Here is a 15,479-nt window from a genome sequence, read left to right on the forward strand (position 1 = left end):
GCTGCTGCGGGGGCAGCCCCGCGGCGGGCGCCGCAGGCGTCGGGACGGACGGCTGTTGCGGTGCCGGGACGGGGCTCGGGGCCTGCGGGTCCAGGCCCAGTGCCTGACGGGCCGCGGCCTGGGCGCTCGCCGGACGCGCGGCGCCGGGCTGCGCCGCACCGGAACCGGAACCGGAACCCGTGCCGGAACCGGAACCGGAACCGGCTGCCGCCGTGCCTCGACCCTGCTCCCCCGTGCGCTGGGAGACCGCGCGGAACTTCATGGTGCCCTCGGAGGGGGCGGGTTCGTCGGTACCGGCGGTCCCCTCCGGGCGCGCCGGCCGGCGGGGCGCCGTCGTGCCGGGCGAGCCCGGGAACGCATCGGGCGCGGAGTCGGCGGCCGGCAGCCGCGGGTCCGCGGCCTGTGCGGCGCCCCAGGACACCCGGCGGTCCTGCTCGCCACCGAAGCCGGACTGCTGGGAGCGGTCGGCACCCCAGGCCGGGGCGGGCTCCGGGTGGCTGTCGGCCGTGGCGCCGCGATCGGGTTCGTCGACCGGGTCCTCGTCGAAGAAGTGCGGCCCGGTCTCCTCCACCGAGGGCTGCGCGGGGCGCGCGCCCGCCGGCGGGGAGAGCGGCTCGCCGTCGGTGGGAGCCGGCCGGCTGGTGCCCGGGACCCATGAGACACCGTTCCAGTACCGGACGTATCCGGGAATGGAGGGGTCCGGGTAGTAGCCTTCGCGGGGCCTGTCGTCGCCGGGTGCCGGGGTTGGGGCGCTCATGTCCGTCGTCCCGTATCTGCTCGGGGGGTCGTGTGAGGCTCCACATCTATCAGAAGTGTGCAGGCGGCATTGCCGCTCCGCCGGTACCCACCCCTTTCCGGGCAACACCGTGCACGCCCTTCACACGCCCGGAACACACTCCGAAGGAAGTGGGCCGAACGGGTCAGAACAGCTTGCCGGGGTTGAGGATGCCCAGCGGGTCGAAGACCTGTTTGACGGCCCGTTGCATCTCGACGCCCACCGGGCCGATCTCGCGCGCCAGCCACTCCTTCTTCAGGACGCCGACGCCGTGCTCGCCGGTGATCGTGCCGCCGAGTCGCAGGCCGAGGGCCATGATCTCGTCGAAGGACTCGCGGGCGCGCCGGGACTCGTCGGGGTCCTGGGCGTCGAAGCAGACGGTCGGGTGGGTGTTGCCGTCCCCGGCGTGGGCGCAGACGCCGATGGTGAGCTGGTACTTCTCGGCGATCCGCTCGACCCCGTCGAGCATCTCGCCGAGCCTGGAGCGGGGCACGCACACGTCGTCGATCATCGTGGTGCCCTTGACGGCCTCGAGCGCGGTGAGCGACAGCCGCCGTGCCTGCAACAGCAGTTCGGACTCTGCCGCGTCGTCGGCCGGTACGACCTGGGTGGCGCCCGCGGCCTCGCACAGCGCGCCGACGGCGGCGAGGTCGGCGGCCGGGTCCGGGGTGTCGAAGGCGGCGAGGAGGAGCGCCTCGGTGCTCTCCGGAAGACCCATGTGGGCGAGGGCGTTGACGGCCTTGACGGTCGTGCGGTCCATGAGTTCGAGGAGCGACGGCACATGGCCTCCCGCCATGATCCGGCACACGGCGTCGCAGGCGGCCGCCGCGGAGGCGAACTCGGCCGCCAGGACGAGCTGCTGGGGCGGCTGCGGCTTCAGCGCGAGGATCGCCCGTACGACGATGCCGAGGGAGCCCTCGGAGCCGACGAAGAGCCGGGTGAGGTCGTAGCCGGCGACTCCCTTGGCGGTGCGGCGGCCGGTGGACATCAGGCGTCCGTCGGCGAGGACGACGTCGAGGCCGAGGACGTACTCGGCCGTCACCCCGTACTTCACGCAGCACAGGCCGCCGGAGGCGGTGCCGATGTTCCCGCCGATGGTGCACATCTCCCAGCTGGAGGGGTCCGGCGGGTAGTACAGGCCGTGTTCGTTCACCGCGCGGGAGAGCGCGGCGTTGACGACGCCGGGTTCGACGACGGCGATGCGGTCGACAGGGTCGATCTCCAGGATGCGGTCCATCTTGGTGAGCGACAGCACGATGCAGCCGTCCGACGCGTTGGCCGCGCCCGACAGGCCGGTGCGGGCGCCCTGCGGGACGACGGGCACGCGCAGTTCGGTGGCGGTCCGCATGACGTGCTGGACCTGTTCGACGGTGCGGGGCAGCACGACCACGGCCGGGGTCCCGGCCGCGCAGAAACTCGCCATGTCGTTCGCGTACGAGGCCGTGACGTCGGGGTCGGTCAGGAGCGCCTCGGCCGGCAGGCCGGCCCTGAGGCGGTCGAGGAGGTTGCCGGTGACTTCGTCGCGCGGGGCTTCGATACGGCTCATGATCACAGCGTCGCACCGGGGGGCGGCGGTGGGAAGCCCGGAGCGCCCCCGGAGGAGGGCCGGCGGCCGGCGCTCCTCCGGGGGGCGGCCTCCAGGACGGCCTACAGGTTGCCGCGCTTGGCCTGCTCGCGCTCGATCGCCTCGAACAGGGCCTTGAAGTTGCCCTTGCCGAAGCCCATGGAGCCGTGGCGCTCGATGATCTCGAAGAAGACCGTCGGGCGGTCCTGGACCGGCTTGGTGAAGATCTGCAGCAGGTAGCCGTCCTCGTCGCGGTCGGCGAGGATCTTCAGCTCGCGCAGGGTCTCGACGGGGACTCGGGTGTCGCCGACCCACTCGCCGAGGGTGTCGTAGTACGAGTCCGGGGTGTCGAGGAACTCCACGCCGGCCGCCCGCATGGTGCGGACCGTCCGCACGATGTCGTTGGTGTTCAGCGCGATGTGCTGGACACCGGGGCCGCCGTAGAACTCCAGGTACTCGTCGATCTGCGACTTCTTCCTGGCGACGGCGGGCTCGTTGATCGGGAACTTGACCTTGAGCGTGCCGTCGGCGACCACCTTGGACATCAGGGCGCTGTACTCGGTGGCGATGTCGTCGCCCACGAACTCCTTCATGTTCGTGAAGCCCATGACCTTGTTGTAGAACTCGACCCATTCGTTCATGCGGCCGAGTTCCACGTTGCCGACGCAGTGGTCGATGGCCTGGAAGGTGCGGTGGGCGGGCGGCTCGACGATCGGGTCCGCGGCGACGTAGCCGGGCAGGTAGGGGCCGTCGTAGCCGGAGCGCTCGACCAGCGTGTGGCGGGTCTCGCCGTAGGTGGCGATCGCGGCGAGCACGACGGTGCCGTGCTCGTCCTTCAGCTCGTACGGCTCGGCGACGGAGCGGGCGCCGTGCTCGAGGGCGTACGCGTGGGCGGCGCGGGCGTCGGGGACCTCGATGGCGAGGTCGACGACGCCGTCCCCGTGCTCGGCCACGTGCTGGGCGAGGAAGTGGCCCCAGGTGGTGGTGGGCTTGATGACGGAGGTGAGGACGAACCGGGCGGAGCCGTTCTCCAGGACGTAGCTGGCGGTCTCGCGGCTGCCGTTCTCCGGTCCGGAGTACGCCACGAGCCGCATGCCGAAGGCGGTGGAGTAGTAGTGCGCGGCCTGCTTGGCGTTGCCGACGGCGAAGACGACCGCGTCCATTCCCTTCACCGGGAAGGGGTCGGCCTCGCGCGCGGTGTCAGGGGCGTGGTGTGTGGTCTGCGTCATAGCGGCAGCCTCGCCCGGCTCCGCAAGGTGCGCAATAGTTTGCTTTTCGGCTGGGCAATCTGCCCAGTGAACAGCCCGTGTCTCCGGGCGTTCTGTACAGGATGACCATCGAGGAGCGCGGTATGGCGATCGATCATCTGGACGCCCGGCTCATCGTGCTGCTGGCCCGGGAACCGCGCATCGGGGTGCTGGAGATGTCCCGTCGGCTCGGGGTGGCGCGCGGCACGGTCCAGGCGCGCCTGGACCGGTTGCAGGCCAACGGAGTGATCCGCGGCTTCGGCCCGGAGGTGGACCCGGCGGCGCTCGGCTACCCGGTCACGGCGTTCGCGACGCTCCAGATCCGCCAGGGCCAGGGCTCGGACGTACGGGCCCATCTGGCGACGGTCCCGGAGGTCCTGGAGCTGCACACGACGACGGGCAGCGGCGACATGCTGTGCCGCCTGGTGGCCCGCTCGAACGCGGACCTGCAACGGGTGATCGACCGGGTGGTCGGCTTCGAGGGCATCGTCCGCGCCTCCACGGCGATCGTGATGGAGAACCCGGTACCGCTGCGGGTGATCCCGTTGGTGGAGCAGGCGGCGCAGGACCGGGAGGGGACCTGAGCGGTCGGGGGCCGTGGCGGAACCCTGGGATCAGGCCCCGTGGCCGGCCGGGTCCGCCGTGGCGCGGAGCACCGGGTCGTTGCGCAGCCGTACGAAGGTGACGAGCAGGGTCAGCGCCTGCAGTACGGCGCACGCCCCGATGACGTCGGTCAGATACGGCGGTGGGGTGACGGCGAGCAGGATGCCCGCCACCGGGAAGGGCAGCAGCAGGAGCAGGATGGTCAGGGCCAGCGTCGTACCGAAGGCCGCGGGCGGGATGATCAACGAGCGCAGCGTGCGCAGCACCACGGTGAGCCCTCCGTCGGCGGCCATGAAGAGGGCCACGAGGGCCGTGTAGCTGAGGTAGGAGGGGGCCTGCGGCACGGCGAGGCAGGCGGCGGACGCGACGGTCGCGCTGATCACCCCGACCCCCCACAGGCCCAGCCGGTCGAGGGCGAACCGGCAGCAGGTGACCGCGACCAGGGTGGCGGCGGCGGCGACCGACCAGAGCGTGCCGACGGCGGCCGGGGACCGGCCGAAGCGGTCCTCCACGAGGACGGGGCCGGCCGACTGCAGCAGGCCGAGAGCCAGGTTCGAACAGGCGAGGCCGGCCACGAGCCGCCGCAGCGAGGGCAGGGAACGCAGCGTCCGCCACCCTTCCCGCATGCCTCCGCGACGTCCGGGACCGCCCCGGCGCGCCGCACGCAGGGGTGTGGGCGGGGTCTGCAGGGCGAGGCCCGCGGACAGGAAGGACAGCACGCTCAGGCACGCGAGCATCCGGGTCGGCCCCGTCAGGAGCAGCACGCCGCCCAGGGCCGGGCCGACGAGGGTGGCCGTCTGGTCGATGGCGATCAGCACCGGCTGCACCTTGTGGGACCGTCCCTCGACGCGGCGGCCGACGATGGCGCCCACCGCCTCGTTGGCGATGAAGCTGAACTGGGTGAGGGCACCGGTCACGGCGGCCAGTGCCATGACGGTGGCCGTCTCGGCCGTCCCCCGCGGCAGTATCACCAGCACGACAGCGGCGCCTGCCACCAGCAGGGCGCGGGTGAGCGAGGCGAGGAAGCACACGATCGCCGCGCCGCTGCGGTCCACCAGGTCACCGGCGAAGCCGAAGGCCGCCACCCGGGGGATCCACTCCAGCGCGAAGGCCAGGCCGGTCAGGGACGCCGAGCCGGTGGTCGCCAGCACGACGAGCGGCATGGCGTAGGTCGCCATGGAATAGGCGAGCGCGTCACAGGCGCGCGGCGCGTAGACCCGTCGGAACAGGCTGCCCGTGGGCACCGCGGCGTGCCGACCGGCCGGCTGGATGTCGTACAGGGAGACGGTCACGAAGTGTGGGGGCTTTCGGTGAGCGGGTGCACGGACGGACGGCCGGAGCGTTCCCCGCCGTTCAGGCGGACGAGGGCGCTTCAGCCGTCTCGGGCATAGACATGACACAACGCTGGGTCACGGGAACTCCGCTCGGAAACGGGAGCCGAAGACAGGCAAAGACCGCGCCGGCAGGCCTTGTTGAGGCGTTAACTACGGCGCGGTAACAAGATAGCGGAAGAGATCGCTCCCGCAGAGACCCCGCGTTGCGCCGGTTGGCTCCGGGGTTTCGTGCGGCGTCCCCCCGGGGCCGTCGAGGTGCCCCGGGGTCGTCGACCGGTCCCCGGGAGCCGTCGAGCGGTCCCCGGGTCCGTGGCCTAGCAGCTCGGGACCGAGTCCTTCGCCTTCTCGAGGGACACCAGGGCGTCGATCGCGCTCTTGAGGGTGGTCACCGGGACCAGGCGCAGGCCCTTGGGCAGTTCCGCCTTCGCGTCGGCGCACTCCGCCCTCGGGACCAGGAAGACCGTCGCGCCGTCGCGCTTGGCGGCCTGCGTCTTCAGGGCCACGCCACCCACCGGGCCGACCTGGCCCGAGGAGTCGATCGTGCCCGTACCGGCGATCGTGCGGCCGCCCGTGAGGTCGCCGCCCGCGCCGTTGCCGTTGAGCTTGTCGATGATGCCGAGGGTGAACAGCAGCCCCGCGCTGGGGCCGCCGACGTCCGCGAGCTTCAGCGTGACCTTCACGTTCCTGTCGCTGAGGTGCAGATACGACAGGGCAGCGCGGGTCGCCGCGTCCTGGGACTGCTTCATCTGCTCGGTGTTGTGCTGCTCGATCTGCTTGACCGTGTCACCGCTCGGGTAGACCGCGTCGCGCGGCAGCACCGCGCGGTCCGTGCGGAACCAGCCGTCGATCACGTCACCGAGCGAGACCCGTGCGTCGGGGCCCGTCGCCTCGATGGTCGTCATCCGCAGCTGGCCGGTCGTCGTGCGGGTGGGCGCCCCGTTGATCGTGATCACCGCGGTGCCCTTGTTCTCGCCCAGCACGTTCGCCGTCATGCCGGGCTGCGCCACGGCGAACGGCAGCGGCGCGAACACCGCCGTGGCGAGCAGGGCCACGACGGGAAGGGCGCAGACGGTGGCGGCCTTGGGGCGGGAGAGGCGAGAGAGCACGGGATCAATCTAACGCGACGGCCACTTCCGGCCAGGCGCCGGTCGGCCCCCGGGACTCGCTCAGGGCCCGTAAAGGTCCGTCCTTCCCGTCGTGAAGCGCCGCAGTGCGTCCGGCAGCGGCTCCACACCGATCCCGGGCGCGGACGGGACGGGCAGATGGCCGTCCTGAAGGACGAACGGCTCGGTGATGTCCTCCGCGAAGTAGCGGGCCGACGCCGAGGTGTCGCCCGGGAGCGTGAAGCCGGGCAGGGCGGCCAGGGCGAGGTTCGGCGCCCGGCCGATTCCCGTCTCCAGCATGCCGCCGCACCACACCGGCACCCCGTGCGCGTGCGCCACGTCGTGCACGCGCCGGGCCTCCAGGTAGCCTCCCACCCGCGCGGGCTTGACGTTCACCACGCGGCAGGCGTCCATGGCGATCGCGGAGGCGGTGTCGGTGGCGTTGTGCAGGGACTCGTCCAGACAGACGGGCGTGGCCAGACGCTGCTGGAGCCGGGCGTGGGCGTACAGGTTGTTCTCGGCGAGCGGCTCCTCGATCAGCAGCAGCCCGAACCCGTCCAGCCGCCGCAGGTGCTCGGCGTCGGCGAGCGCGTACGCCGTGTTCGCGTCGACCTGGAGCGGCAGCGCGTCCCCGAACCGCTCGCGCACGGCCCGAACGGGCTCGAGGTCCCAGCCCGGCTCGATCTTCAGCTTGATGCGGAGATACCCCTCGGCCAGGTAACGCTCGACGTCGTCCAGCAGCTCGGGGACGGAGTCCTTGATGCCGACGGACACCCCGGCCGGCACCCGGTCCCGCACCGCCCCCAGGTAGGTCGCCAGCGGCATGCCGTGCGCGCGCAGCTCGGCGTCCAGGACCGCCGTCTCCAGCGCCGCCTTCGCCAGCTCGTGCCCCTTGACCCGCGCCAGGGCCGGGGCGAGCGCGGCCGTCGTCAGTCGCGGCAGGGCGGCGGCGCGCGGCAGCAGGAAGTCCCGCAGGACGATCTCGGCCCCGGCGACGAACTCGGAGCAGTAGCGCGGTTCCGGGTCGGCCGCGAACTCCGACCAGCCCTCGGCGGCGTCCGTGACGACGTGCAGCAGGAAGGTGTCCTTCGTGGTCATCGTCCCGAAGGAGGTGCGGAAGGGGGTCACGAGCGGGATCGCCACATGGACGATCTCGGCGCGTTCGAGCTTCATGCCGGGGATTCCTCCTCGCGGGTGAGCGTTCGGCTGAGCGTGTACCAGCCGTCCCGGGACATGCCCGTCGCCGTGAACCCCTCGGCGAAGGCCCCGGTGAAGACGTCGCGGACGGCTCGCCGCCAGCGCAGGGCGAGAGCGGGGTCGGCGGCGCGCAGGGCGACGATGTCGTCCGGTACGCGGCACCAGACCTGCCGGTCGTCGTGGGAGCGGCGGGCGAGCGGGGCGCCGTCGGGGGCGAGGTGGGTGACGGGTGCGGCGGCGCGGTCGCCGGTCTCGCGGCCCTCGCGAGGCGCCGTCAGGTCCCAGGTCACCGTGAGCCGGTCGCTCTCGTCGCCCTCGTTCACGCCGTCTGCCATCGGACCGTAGAAGTCGACCAGGTACTCGGTGCCCCTTGCGCCCAGCTTGACCAGGTTGAAGCGGGCGTTGCGGCCCACCAGCGGGTCGAACGTCCAGCGCAGGGTGCGCGCTCCGTGCGCCAGGAGCCAGTGGCGCTGCGCCTGCTTCACGGCGTATCCGACGCCCCGGTCGGCCGCGGCCAGCAGGGAGTACGCGTCCGCGGACGCGGGCGGCCCGAAGACGGCGACGCAGGCCCCGGCGAGCCGATCGCCGTCCAGGGTGTACGCGGCGTGCACGGCGCCGCCCGCGTGCACCAGGCTGTGCATCACCTCGGCGGGCAGCGGCGGGGCCTGCCGGGGGGTCCGCCAGACGTCGCTGAAGAAGTCGGCCACGGCGGCGATACCGGTCACGTCGTGCACGGTGCGCACGGTGACCCCGGCCGCGCGGGCGGAGTGGTCGGCGTCGTCGGAGTGGGTGCGTACGGATGGTCGGTCCGTCTCTGCAGTCATGACACGAGTGTCGAAGCAGTGGCCTGCGTCGGCGTTGTGGAGACGGACAACGTGCGCGTACGTTGCTGAGGGGATCGGCCAAACACCCGGGGACACTGCCATGGACGTCCGCACGCTCGGCGACCTGTTGGACGTCGTCGGCGAACCCTCCCTGCGTCTGCGCACCGCGCCCGCCGGGCTGACCGCGCCCGTCACCGAGGCGCTGCTCCACGACGCCCACGCCCCGCTGCCCCGCACCCCGGGCGCCCTGCTGCTGGCGGTGGGCGTGGCGCCCCGGGACGCTGGACCGCTGGTGCGGGCGGCGGCGGAGGCCGGGATGACCGGCGTCGTCGTACGGGGCGAGGACGGGCCGGTCGCCGAGGCGGAGGCGGCCGGGATCGCCCTGCTCTGCGTGGACGGGGACGCGGCGTGGCACCAGGTGCACCTGCTGCTGGCGTCGGCACTGGCCGCGCGCCCGGCGGCCGGGGGCGGCGGGGACACGCGCGGGGAGTTGTTCGCGCTGGCCGACGCGGTGGCGGCGGCCGTCGGCGGGGCCACCGCGATCGAGGACCCCGGGCAGCGGATCCTCGCCTACTCGACGGTTCCCGGGCAGGCCACGGACGAGGACCGCCGCCAGGGCATCCTCGGCCTGAGGGTGCCGGAGATCCCGGACAACGCCGAGCAGTACCGGACCGTCCTCGCGGCCCCCGGTCCGGTACGGCTGCCGGCCCTCGCAGGGGCGCTGCCACGGCTCGCCGTCGCCGTACGCGCCGGCGGCGAGACCCTCGGGTCCCTGTGGGTGGTGGACGACGGCAGGCTCGCACCCGACGCCGAGGAGGCGCTGGCGCGGGGGGCGTCCACGGCGGCCCTGCTCCTGCTGCGTGCGCGTGCCGCGCGGGAACTGGCCCGGCACCAGGACGGCGCCCTGCTGCGCCGCGTCCTCGACGGCACCGCCGACCCGGCGGCCGCCGCCCACCGGCTGGGGCTCCAGGCCGTACGGGTCGCCGCGTTCGTCCTGGACTCCGACTCCACGGCGTCCGCCCCGTCGGCACCGTCCGCCCCGGACGACGAACAGACCACGCTCCGGCTGCTGGACCTCGTACGGCTGCAGTGCGAGGCGCGGTACGGGCGCCACGCGTGCGTGCTGGTCGACGGGGTGGTGTACGCGCTGCTGCCCGCTTCCGGAGAGCGTGGTGGTGCGCGGCACGTGCGGTTGGCGGAGGACATCGTGCGGCGGGCGGGACGGGCGCTGCGGGTGCCGGTGCGGGCGGGGCTCGGGGAGGTGGTGCCCTCCCTCGCCGAGGCGGCCGCCTCGCGGCGGGACGCGGACCTGGTGCTGCGGGTGCTCGGCCCGGAGCAGCCGGTGGCGTCCGCACGGCAGGTGCGGGCCCGGATCACACTGCTACGGCTGGCCGAAGTGATGCGGGGCAGGCGGGAGTTGGCCGCGGGCGCGTGGGAGCAGGTCGTGGCGCACGACGTCGGGCACGGCACCGAGTACGCGGCGACACTGCTCGCGTGGCTGGAGGCGGGATGTGATGTCGGGGGTGCGGCGGAACGGCTCGCCGTGCATCCGAACACGTGCCGGTACCGACTGCGTCAGGTGCGACGGCAGCTCGGGGTGGACCTGGACGACGCGGACGAACGGCTGGCGCTGTGGCTGCAGTTGAGGGTCCTGAACAGCTGAGGGTTTCGAACGGCTCAGGATTCCGGACAGCCGAGGGTTCTGGGCAGGCGAGGAGCCGGGACAGCCGAGGGTCCTGGACAGCCGGCGGTCAGCGCAGTGCCTCCGCCACCTCCCTCGCCGCGTCCACCACCCTGGGGCCCACCCGCTCCGGTACCGAGTCCGCCAGCATCACGACGCCCACGCTGCCCTCGACCCCGGTCACCCCTATCAGCGGTGCGGCGGCCCCGCAGGCCCCTGCCTCCAGCTCGCCGTGCGTGAGGGTGTACCCGGGCTCGGCGACGGGCTGCCGGCGGGCGGCCAGTATCGCCCGGCCCGCGGCTCCCCGGTCGAGCGGGTGCCGGAACCCGGCGCGGTACGCCACGTGGTAGTCGGTCCACGACGGCTCGACCACCGCCACGGCCAGCGCCTCCGCACCGTCGACGAGCGTGAGGTGCGCGGTCGCCCCTATGTCCTCGGCCAGCGACCGCAGCGCGGGCAGCGCCGCCTCGCGTACCAGCGGATGCACCTGGCGGCCCAGGCGCAGTACGCCCAGCCCGACCCGGGCGCGGCCACCCAGGTCGCGGCGTACGAGGGAGTGCTGCTCCAGCGTGGCCAACAACCGGTACACCACGGTCCGGTTCACCCCCAGTTTGTGGGAGAGCTCGGTGACGGTCAGCCCGTGGTCGGTGTCGGCGAGCAGCTTGAGGACCTTCAGGCCCCGGTCGAGCGTCTGGGAAGTCTCCGCGGTCACGACGCCCACTCCTTCAGTGGTGAGGTCGACGGCCCCCTTCGCGGCGGATGCGACGCCGAGTCCCGTCGGCGACGCGCTTCAGAGGCCGCCGATCGGCTGGCGGCCCGGGCGGCCCCCGGACTGAAGTCGCTTCACGGCTGCGCTCCGCGGCGGCGCTGCCACGGGGCGTGTGCGTAGCGGGACAGTAGCGAGCCGGTTCGCTCAGCGGAAGGCTCCGTCCAGAATCCGGTCAGTGGCCGGTGGGGAGTGGTTTGTTTTGCGGAGATACGTCCCCTCGTCGGCCAGTCCCCCGGTCCCCCGGCCCCGGGCTCCCGTCGTCCGTCGGTCCCGTGTGCCCTCGCACCCCTCGGGTGCCGCCGACGGGCGTCGGGCTCACTTCATCCGCGTGGCCCACTCCTGGACCTTCGCGATCCGCTGCCGCAACTGCCCGGCCGTGCACTCCGCGCTCGGCGGGCCCCCGCACACGCGCCTCAGCTCGTTGTGGATCACGCCGTGCGGCTTCCCGCTCTGATGGACGTACGCCCCGACCATCGTGTTCAGCTGCCGGCGCAGCTCCATCAGTTCCTTGTGCGTCACCACGGGCCGCCGTTCCGCGGGCAGCTCCAGCAGGTCGGCCTCCGCGTCCGGCTTCTTGCGGCTGTGCGCGATCTGCCGGGCCTGCCGCTTCTGCAGCAGCAACTGCACCTGCTCCGGCTCGAGAAGCCCCGGGATGCCGAGGTAGTCCTGCTCCTCCTCGCTGCCCGGGTGGGCCTGCATGCCGAACTCGGCGCCGTTGTACATGACCCGGTCGAAGACGGCGTCGGACTCCAGCGCCTCGAACGGCAGCATGTCCTGCTCGCCGGTGTCCTCGTCCTGCTCCCGGTTCGCCTCCTCCATCTCCTTCTCGGACTCGGCGTACGGGTCTTCGGCCTCGCCGTCCTTCTTCGGCTTGTCGAGGACGTGGTCCCGTTCCCGTTCCATCTCGCCTGCGAAGGAGAGCAGATCGGGCACGGTCGGCAGGAACACGGACGCGGTCTCCCCGCGCCGCCGTGACCGTACGAAACGGCCGACCGCCTGCGCGAAGAACAGCGGTGTGGAGATGGTCGTCGCGTACACCCCGACCGCGAGCCGGGGCACGTCGACACCCTCGGACACCATCCTGACCGCGACCATCCAGCGGTCGTCGTTGTTGCTGAACTCGTCGATCCGGTCGGAGGCACCGGCGTCGTCGGACAGCACGAGGGTCGCCTTGTGCCCGGTGATGTCACGGATCAGCTTGGCGTAGGCGCGGGCCGAGTCCTGGTCGGAGGCGATGACGAGGGCGCCCGCGTCGGGGATGGCCTTGCGGACCTCGGTCAGCCGCTGGTCGGCGGCGCGCAGCACGCTCGGCATCCACTCGCCGCGCGGGTCGAGCGCGGTGCGCCAGGCCTGGCTGACGGCGTCCTTGGTCATGGGCTCGCCCAGCCGGGCGGCGATCTCGTCGCCCGCCTTGGTGCGCCAGCGCATGTTGCCGCTGTAGGAGAGGAAGATGACCGGCCGCACGACGCCGTCGGCGAGCGCGGACCCGTAGCCGTAGGTGTAGTCGGCGGCCGAGCGCCGGATCCCGTCCGCGCCCTCCTCGTACGTGACGAACGGGATGGGGTTGGTGTCGGACCGGAACGGCGTGCCCGTCAGGGCGAGTCGTCGGGTCGCGGGCTCGAACGCCTCCAGGCACGCCTCGCCCCAGGACTTGGAGTCGCCCGCGTGGTGGATCTCGTCGAGGATGACGAGGGTCTTGCGCTGCTCGACGCGGTTGCGGTGCAGCATGGGCCGCACGCCGACGCCGGCGTAGGTGACGGCCACGCCGTGGTACTCCCGGCCGAGGGGGCCGGCGCTGTACTCGGGGTCGAGCCTGATACCTATCCGCGCGGCGGCCTCCGCCCACTGCTTCTTCAGGTGCTCGGTCGGCGCGACCACGGTCACCTGCTGCACCACGTGATGGTGCAGCAACCAGGACGCGAGCGTCAGGGCGAACGTCGTCTTGCCGGCGCCGGGGGTGGCGACGGCGAGGAAGTCACGCGGCTGCTCCTGGATGTACTTCTCCATCGCCCCCTGCTGCCAGGCACGCAGCTTGCTGGCGGTGCCCCAGGGGGCACGGCCGGGGAAGGCGGGCGAGAGGTGGTGGGAGGAGCTGGAGCTGGCGGCGGCGGTGGTACTCACGGTCTCCGTGTGGGTCGGGCGGCTGGGATGCGTACGACAACCGGGCCACCCTACCGGCGCCCCGGGGAGGTCGACGCTCGGACAGCGCCGGGCCGGCCGGGGATGGGATTCAGCTCACATCCCGCCACGCACGCACCTCGGTCAGCGCGCGAAGCGCGGCAACTGGGCCGCGATCTTCGGTACGTGCAGGGCGCCCTGGCACACGTCCAGCACGAACCGCTCGGCCTCCTCCACGTCGAAGTCCGCGTCCAGGGGGTGCCCGTTCACATGCAGGAACACCCAGGTCGCATACCAGGCGATGCGCTTGTTCCCGTCGAGGAGGGCGTCGTTGCGGGCAAGGGACTCCATCAGCGCGGCGGCCTTCTGCCACACGTCGGGATAGGCGTCCTGGCCGAACACACTCGACTGAGGACGCGCGAGGGCCGAGTCCAGGAGCCCGTAATCGCGCACGTCGTCCACCCCGAGCCGCTTCGTCAGGTTCAGCAGCTCGGCAAGCGTGAGGTAGTGCATCAGGCGAGCCGCCGGTTCAGCTCCGCACTCACCTTCAGGACGTGTTCCGCCGCCTCGTTGAACAGACGCGAGTGCTCGTTTATGGCCGACATCACGGCGTCGTGGGCGAACGCCTGCATGCTGCGCCCTTCCGCCGCCGCACGCTCGCGCAGCGCCTCGAGCTCTTCGTCCGTAAACCGCAGGTTCAGTCCAGCCATGGTTCGACGGCACTACGTGGTACCACTCGGTGTCAGCGGGAGTCCGTCCGCAACCGCGTCGTCACCCAGGCCCCCACCAGCGCCACCACAGCCATCGGCAGGAACACGGCGGCGAAGGCGGCCGGATGGGAGCCCTGGGCGGCCGTATCCGTGGCGGTGTGGGCGAGGGTGCCGCCGCCGAGCGCGGCGAACGCGGCGCCGCCCGCGGACAGGAGCACCACGTTGGACAGGCCGTCGGAGATCTGCAGGGCCGCCGAGTTGGCGCCCGCCTCTTCGGGCGCGGACAGCTTCAGGAGCAGGACGCTGGTCGAGGAGATGACCAGGCCCATGCCGAAGCAGCCGAAGCCCCAGGCGACGGCGACGATCCACGGGGGCACCGCGTGGATCAGCACGCTCGGCGCGGTGGCGATCGCGGCCGCGACGACCACCATGCCGAGCGTCATCAGCCGCTCCCGGTACGGCTCCAGGCGCGGTCTGGACTGGATGTACGAGCCCAGCGCCCAGGTCGCGCCGGCCGGCGCCAGTGAGAACCCGGCCAGGGTCGGCGACAGCCCGCGCTCGGTGACGAGCATCAGCGGGATGAAACTCTCCGCCGAGATGAAGGCGCCCGCCGACACACCGCGCAACAGCACCACGGACGGCAGGCCGCGCGCCGCCCGGTAGGTGCCGCGGGGCAGCAGCCCGAGCACCGCCGGGACGAGCAGGGCGGCGCCCGCGACACCGGGGACGAGGGAGACCCAGTGCAGGTCCTGGGCGGCGTACTGGAGGAGTCCGGCGCCCAGGGAGATGCCGAACGCCAGACGGATGCGTCGCGCGTCGAAGGGGGCGGCGGTCTCCGTGGCGGGACCGCCCGCCCGCCGGCGTATCTGCGGCAGGGCGAGCGCCAGCGGGAACACCACGAGCACCGGGATGCCGATGAACACCCAGCGCCAGCCGAGCTGTTCGGTCACCGCGCCCGACGCGAGCGGGCCGACCACCGAGGGGATCACCCAGCTCGCCGCGAACGCCGCCATGATCGCCGGACGCAGCCGCTCCGGGTATGCCCGGCCGACGAGGACGTACAGCGCGACGATCACCAGTCCCCCGCCGAACCCCTGCACGGCCCGGCCCAGGATGAACAGCCACATCGCGCTCGCCGTCCCGGACACCAGCAGCCCGGCCGCGAAGGCGGCGATGCCGCAGGTCAGCGAGGAAAGCGGGCCGCTGCGATCGGACCACTGGCCGGCGAGCACCATGCCGAACAGGCTGGTCGTGAAGTACCCCGAGAACGCGAAGGCGTACAGGGACAGCCCGTCCAGCTCGCGCGCGGCGACCGGCATCGCCGTACCGACGGCCGTGGCCTCGAAGGCGATGAGCAGCACGACGGAGACGATCCCGATGCTCAGGGCCCGGTACGGCCGGCTCAGCACGCCGCCTGTGGCGTGGGAAGGGGAGGAGGGAGAGGCGGCGGCGACGTCGGTGTCGCGGGGGTCCACGGCGGTCATAGACGTCAGGGTAAGGGGCTCAATGCGGATTGGCTCCTGTCAGGAGCCGGTGATGGGCCGGGACCTTGGT

At 72.7% G+C, this 15,479-nt stretch carries 14 protein-coding genes; 2 read left to right on the top strand and 12 right to left on the bottom strand.

Annotated features, from left to right (window positions below; all coding sequences use genetic code 11):
• From C3488_RS36180 to hppD, 3 genes are all read right to left on the bottom strand, one after another.
• Window positions 1-757: DUF2510 domain-containing protein (locus C3488_RS36180; RefSeq protein WP_146067998.1), on the bottom strand; the 757-nt coding region annotated here is incomplete at its 3' end.
• A 163-nt stretch (window positions 758-920) separates the two neighbouring features.
• Complete coding sequence (locus C3488_RS36185; RefSeq protein WP_103845112.1) at window positions 921-2,327, bottom strand: FAD-binding oxidoreductase; 1,407 nt, start codon at window positions 2,325-2,327, stop codon at window positions 921-923.
• Window positions 2,328-2,422: 95 nt separating this feature from the next.
• Window positions 2,423-3,568, bottom strand: a complete 1,146-nt coding sequence (gene hppD, locus C3488_RS36190; protein ID WP_103845113.1) for a 4-hydroxyphenylpyruvate dioxygenase — start codon at window positions 3,566-3,568, stop codon at window positions 2,423-2,425.
• A 122-nt stretch (window positions 3,569-3,690) separates the two neighbouring features.
• On the opposite strand from hppD, the gene C3488_RS36195 reads away from it, so the two are divergent.
• Window positions 3,691-4,170, top strand: coding sequence for an Lrp/AsnC family transcriptional regulator (locus C3488_RS36195; RefSeq protein ID WP_181139339.1), 480 nt, complete (start codon window positions 3,691-3,693; stop codon window positions 4,168-4,170).
• Between the two features lie 30 nt (window positions 4,171-4,200).
• Here C3488_RS36195 and C3488_RS36200 read toward each other — a convergent pair whose 3' ends face one another.
• The 4 genes from C3488_RS36200 to C3488_RS36215 form a co-directional block, all read right to left on the bottom strand.
• Window positions 4,201-5,481, bottom strand: coding sequence for an MFS transporter (locus tag C3488_RS36200; protein ID WP_103845114.1), 1,281 nt, complete (start codon window positions 5,479-5,481; stop codon window positions 4,201-4,203).
• A gap of 356 nt (window positions 5,482-5,837) precedes the next feature.
• Window positions 5,838-6,629, bottom strand: a complete 792-nt coding sequence (locus tag C3488_RS36205) for a S16 family serine protease (RefSeq protein WP_103845115.1) — start codon at window positions 6,627-6,629, stop codon at window positions 5,838-5,840.
• A gap of 60 nt (window positions 6,630-6,689) precedes the next feature.
• A complete protein-coding gene (menC, locus tag C3488_RS36210) occupies window positions 6,690-7,799 on the bottom strand; it encodes an o-succinylbenzoate synthase (RefSeq protein WP_103845116.1) in 1,110 nt (369 codons plus the stop codon).
• Window positions 7,796-8,647 (bottom strand): chorismate synthase, encoded by an 852-nt coding sequence (locus C3488_RS36215; protein ID WP_258053863.1) that lies wholly within the window; start codon window positions 8,645-8,647, stop codon window positions 7,796-7,798. Before C3488_RS36215 ends, menC begins: the two co-directional genes overlap by 4 nt.
• A 100-nt stretch (window positions 8,648-8,747) precedes the next feature.
• Here C3488_RS36215 and C3488_RS36220 point away from each other — a divergent pair, with 100 nt between their 5' ends.
• On the top strand, window positions 8,748-10,310 hold the full coding sequence (locus tag C3488_RS36220; protein ID WP_103845117.1) for a CdaR family transcriptional regulator: 1,563 nt from the start codon (window positions 8,748-8,750) through the stop codon (window positions 10,308-10,310).
• Between the two features lie 88 nt (window positions 10,311-10,398).
• Here C3488_RS36220 and C3488_RS36225 read toward each other — a convergent pair whose 3' ends face one another.
• The 5 genes from C3488_RS36225 to C3488_RS36245 all read right to left on the bottom strand — a co-directional run bounded on the left by C3488_RS36225 (window position 10,399) and on the right by C3488_RS36245 (window position 15,409).
• The gene (locus C3488_RS36225) at window positions 10,399-11,040 is read right to left on the bottom strand and encodes an IclR family transcriptional regulator (RefSeq protein ID WP_103845118.1); all 642 of its coding nucleotides are present in this window, start codon (window positions 11,038-11,040) and stop codon (window positions 10,399-10,401) included.
• A 372-nt stretch (window positions 11,041-11,412) separates the two neighbouring features.
• On the bottom strand, window positions 11,413-13,218 hold the full coding sequence (locus C3488_RS36230) for a DEAD/DEAH box helicase (RefSeq protein ID WP_103845119.1): 1,806 nt from the start codon (window positions 13,216-13,218) through the stop codon (window positions 11,413-11,415).
• A 141-nt stretch (window positions 13,219-13,359) separates the two neighbouring features.
• Window positions 13,360-13,728, bottom strand: a complete 369-nt coding sequence (locus tag C3488_RS36235; protein ID WP_103845120.1) for a type II toxin-antitoxin system death-on-curing family toxin — start codon at window positions 13,726-13,728, stop codon at window positions 13,360-13,362.
• Entirely contained in the window at window positions 13,728-13,925 is a 198-nt protein-coding gene (locus C3488_RS36240; RefSeq protein ID WP_103845121.1) for a hypothetical protein, read from the bottom strand. The genes C3488_RS36235 and C3488_RS36240 overlap by 1 nt, the downstream gene beginning before the upstream one ends.
• Window positions 13,926-13,957: 32 nt before the next feature.
• Window positions 13,958-15,409 carry an MFS transporter gene (locus tag C3488_RS36245; RefSeq protein ID WP_103845122.1) on the bottom strand — a complete coding sequence of 484 codons (1,452 nt, stop codon included), beginning with the start codon at window positions 15,407-15,409 and terminating at the stop codon, window positions 13,958-13,960.
• Window positions 15,410-15,479: the final 70 nt, after the last annotated feature.

The organism is Streptomyces sp. Ru72 (assembly GCF_002920635.1).
Lineage (GTDB): Bacteria > Actinomycetota > Actinomycetes > Streptomycetales > Streptomycetaceae > Streptomyces.

Coding starts and splice junctions, on each gene's coding strand:
- C3488_RS36195 (WP_181139339.1), top strand. CDS start 3,691: ATGGCGATCGATCATCTGGACGCCCGGCTCATCGTGCTGCTGGCCCGG.
- menC (WP_103845116.1), bottom strand. CDS start 7,799: ATGAAGCTCGAACGCGCCGAGATCGTCCATGTGGCGATCCCGCTCGTG.
- C3488_RS36220 (WP_103845117.1), top strand. CDS start 8,748: ATGGACGTCCGCACGCTCGGCGACCTGTTGGACGTCGTCGGCGAACCC.
- C3488_RS36245 (WP_103845122.1), bottom strand. CDS start 15,409: ATGACCGCCGTGGACCCCCGCGACACCGACGTCGCCGCCGCCTCTCCC.
- hppD (WP_103845113.1), bottom strand. CDS start 3,568: ATGACGCAGACCACACACCACGCCCCTGACACCGCGCGCGAGGCCGAC.
- C3488_RS36240 (WP_103845121.1), bottom strand. CDS start 13,925: ATGGCTGGACTGAACCTGCGGTTTACGGACGAAGAGCTCGAGGCGCTG.
- C3488_RS36215 (WP_258053863.1), bottom strand. CDS start 8,647: ATGACTGCAGAGACGGACCGACCATCCGTACGCACCCACTCCGACGAC.
- C3488_RS36235 (WP_103845120.1), bottom strand. CDS start 13,728: ATGCACTACCTCACGCTTGCCGAGCTGCTGAACCTGACGAAGCGGCTC.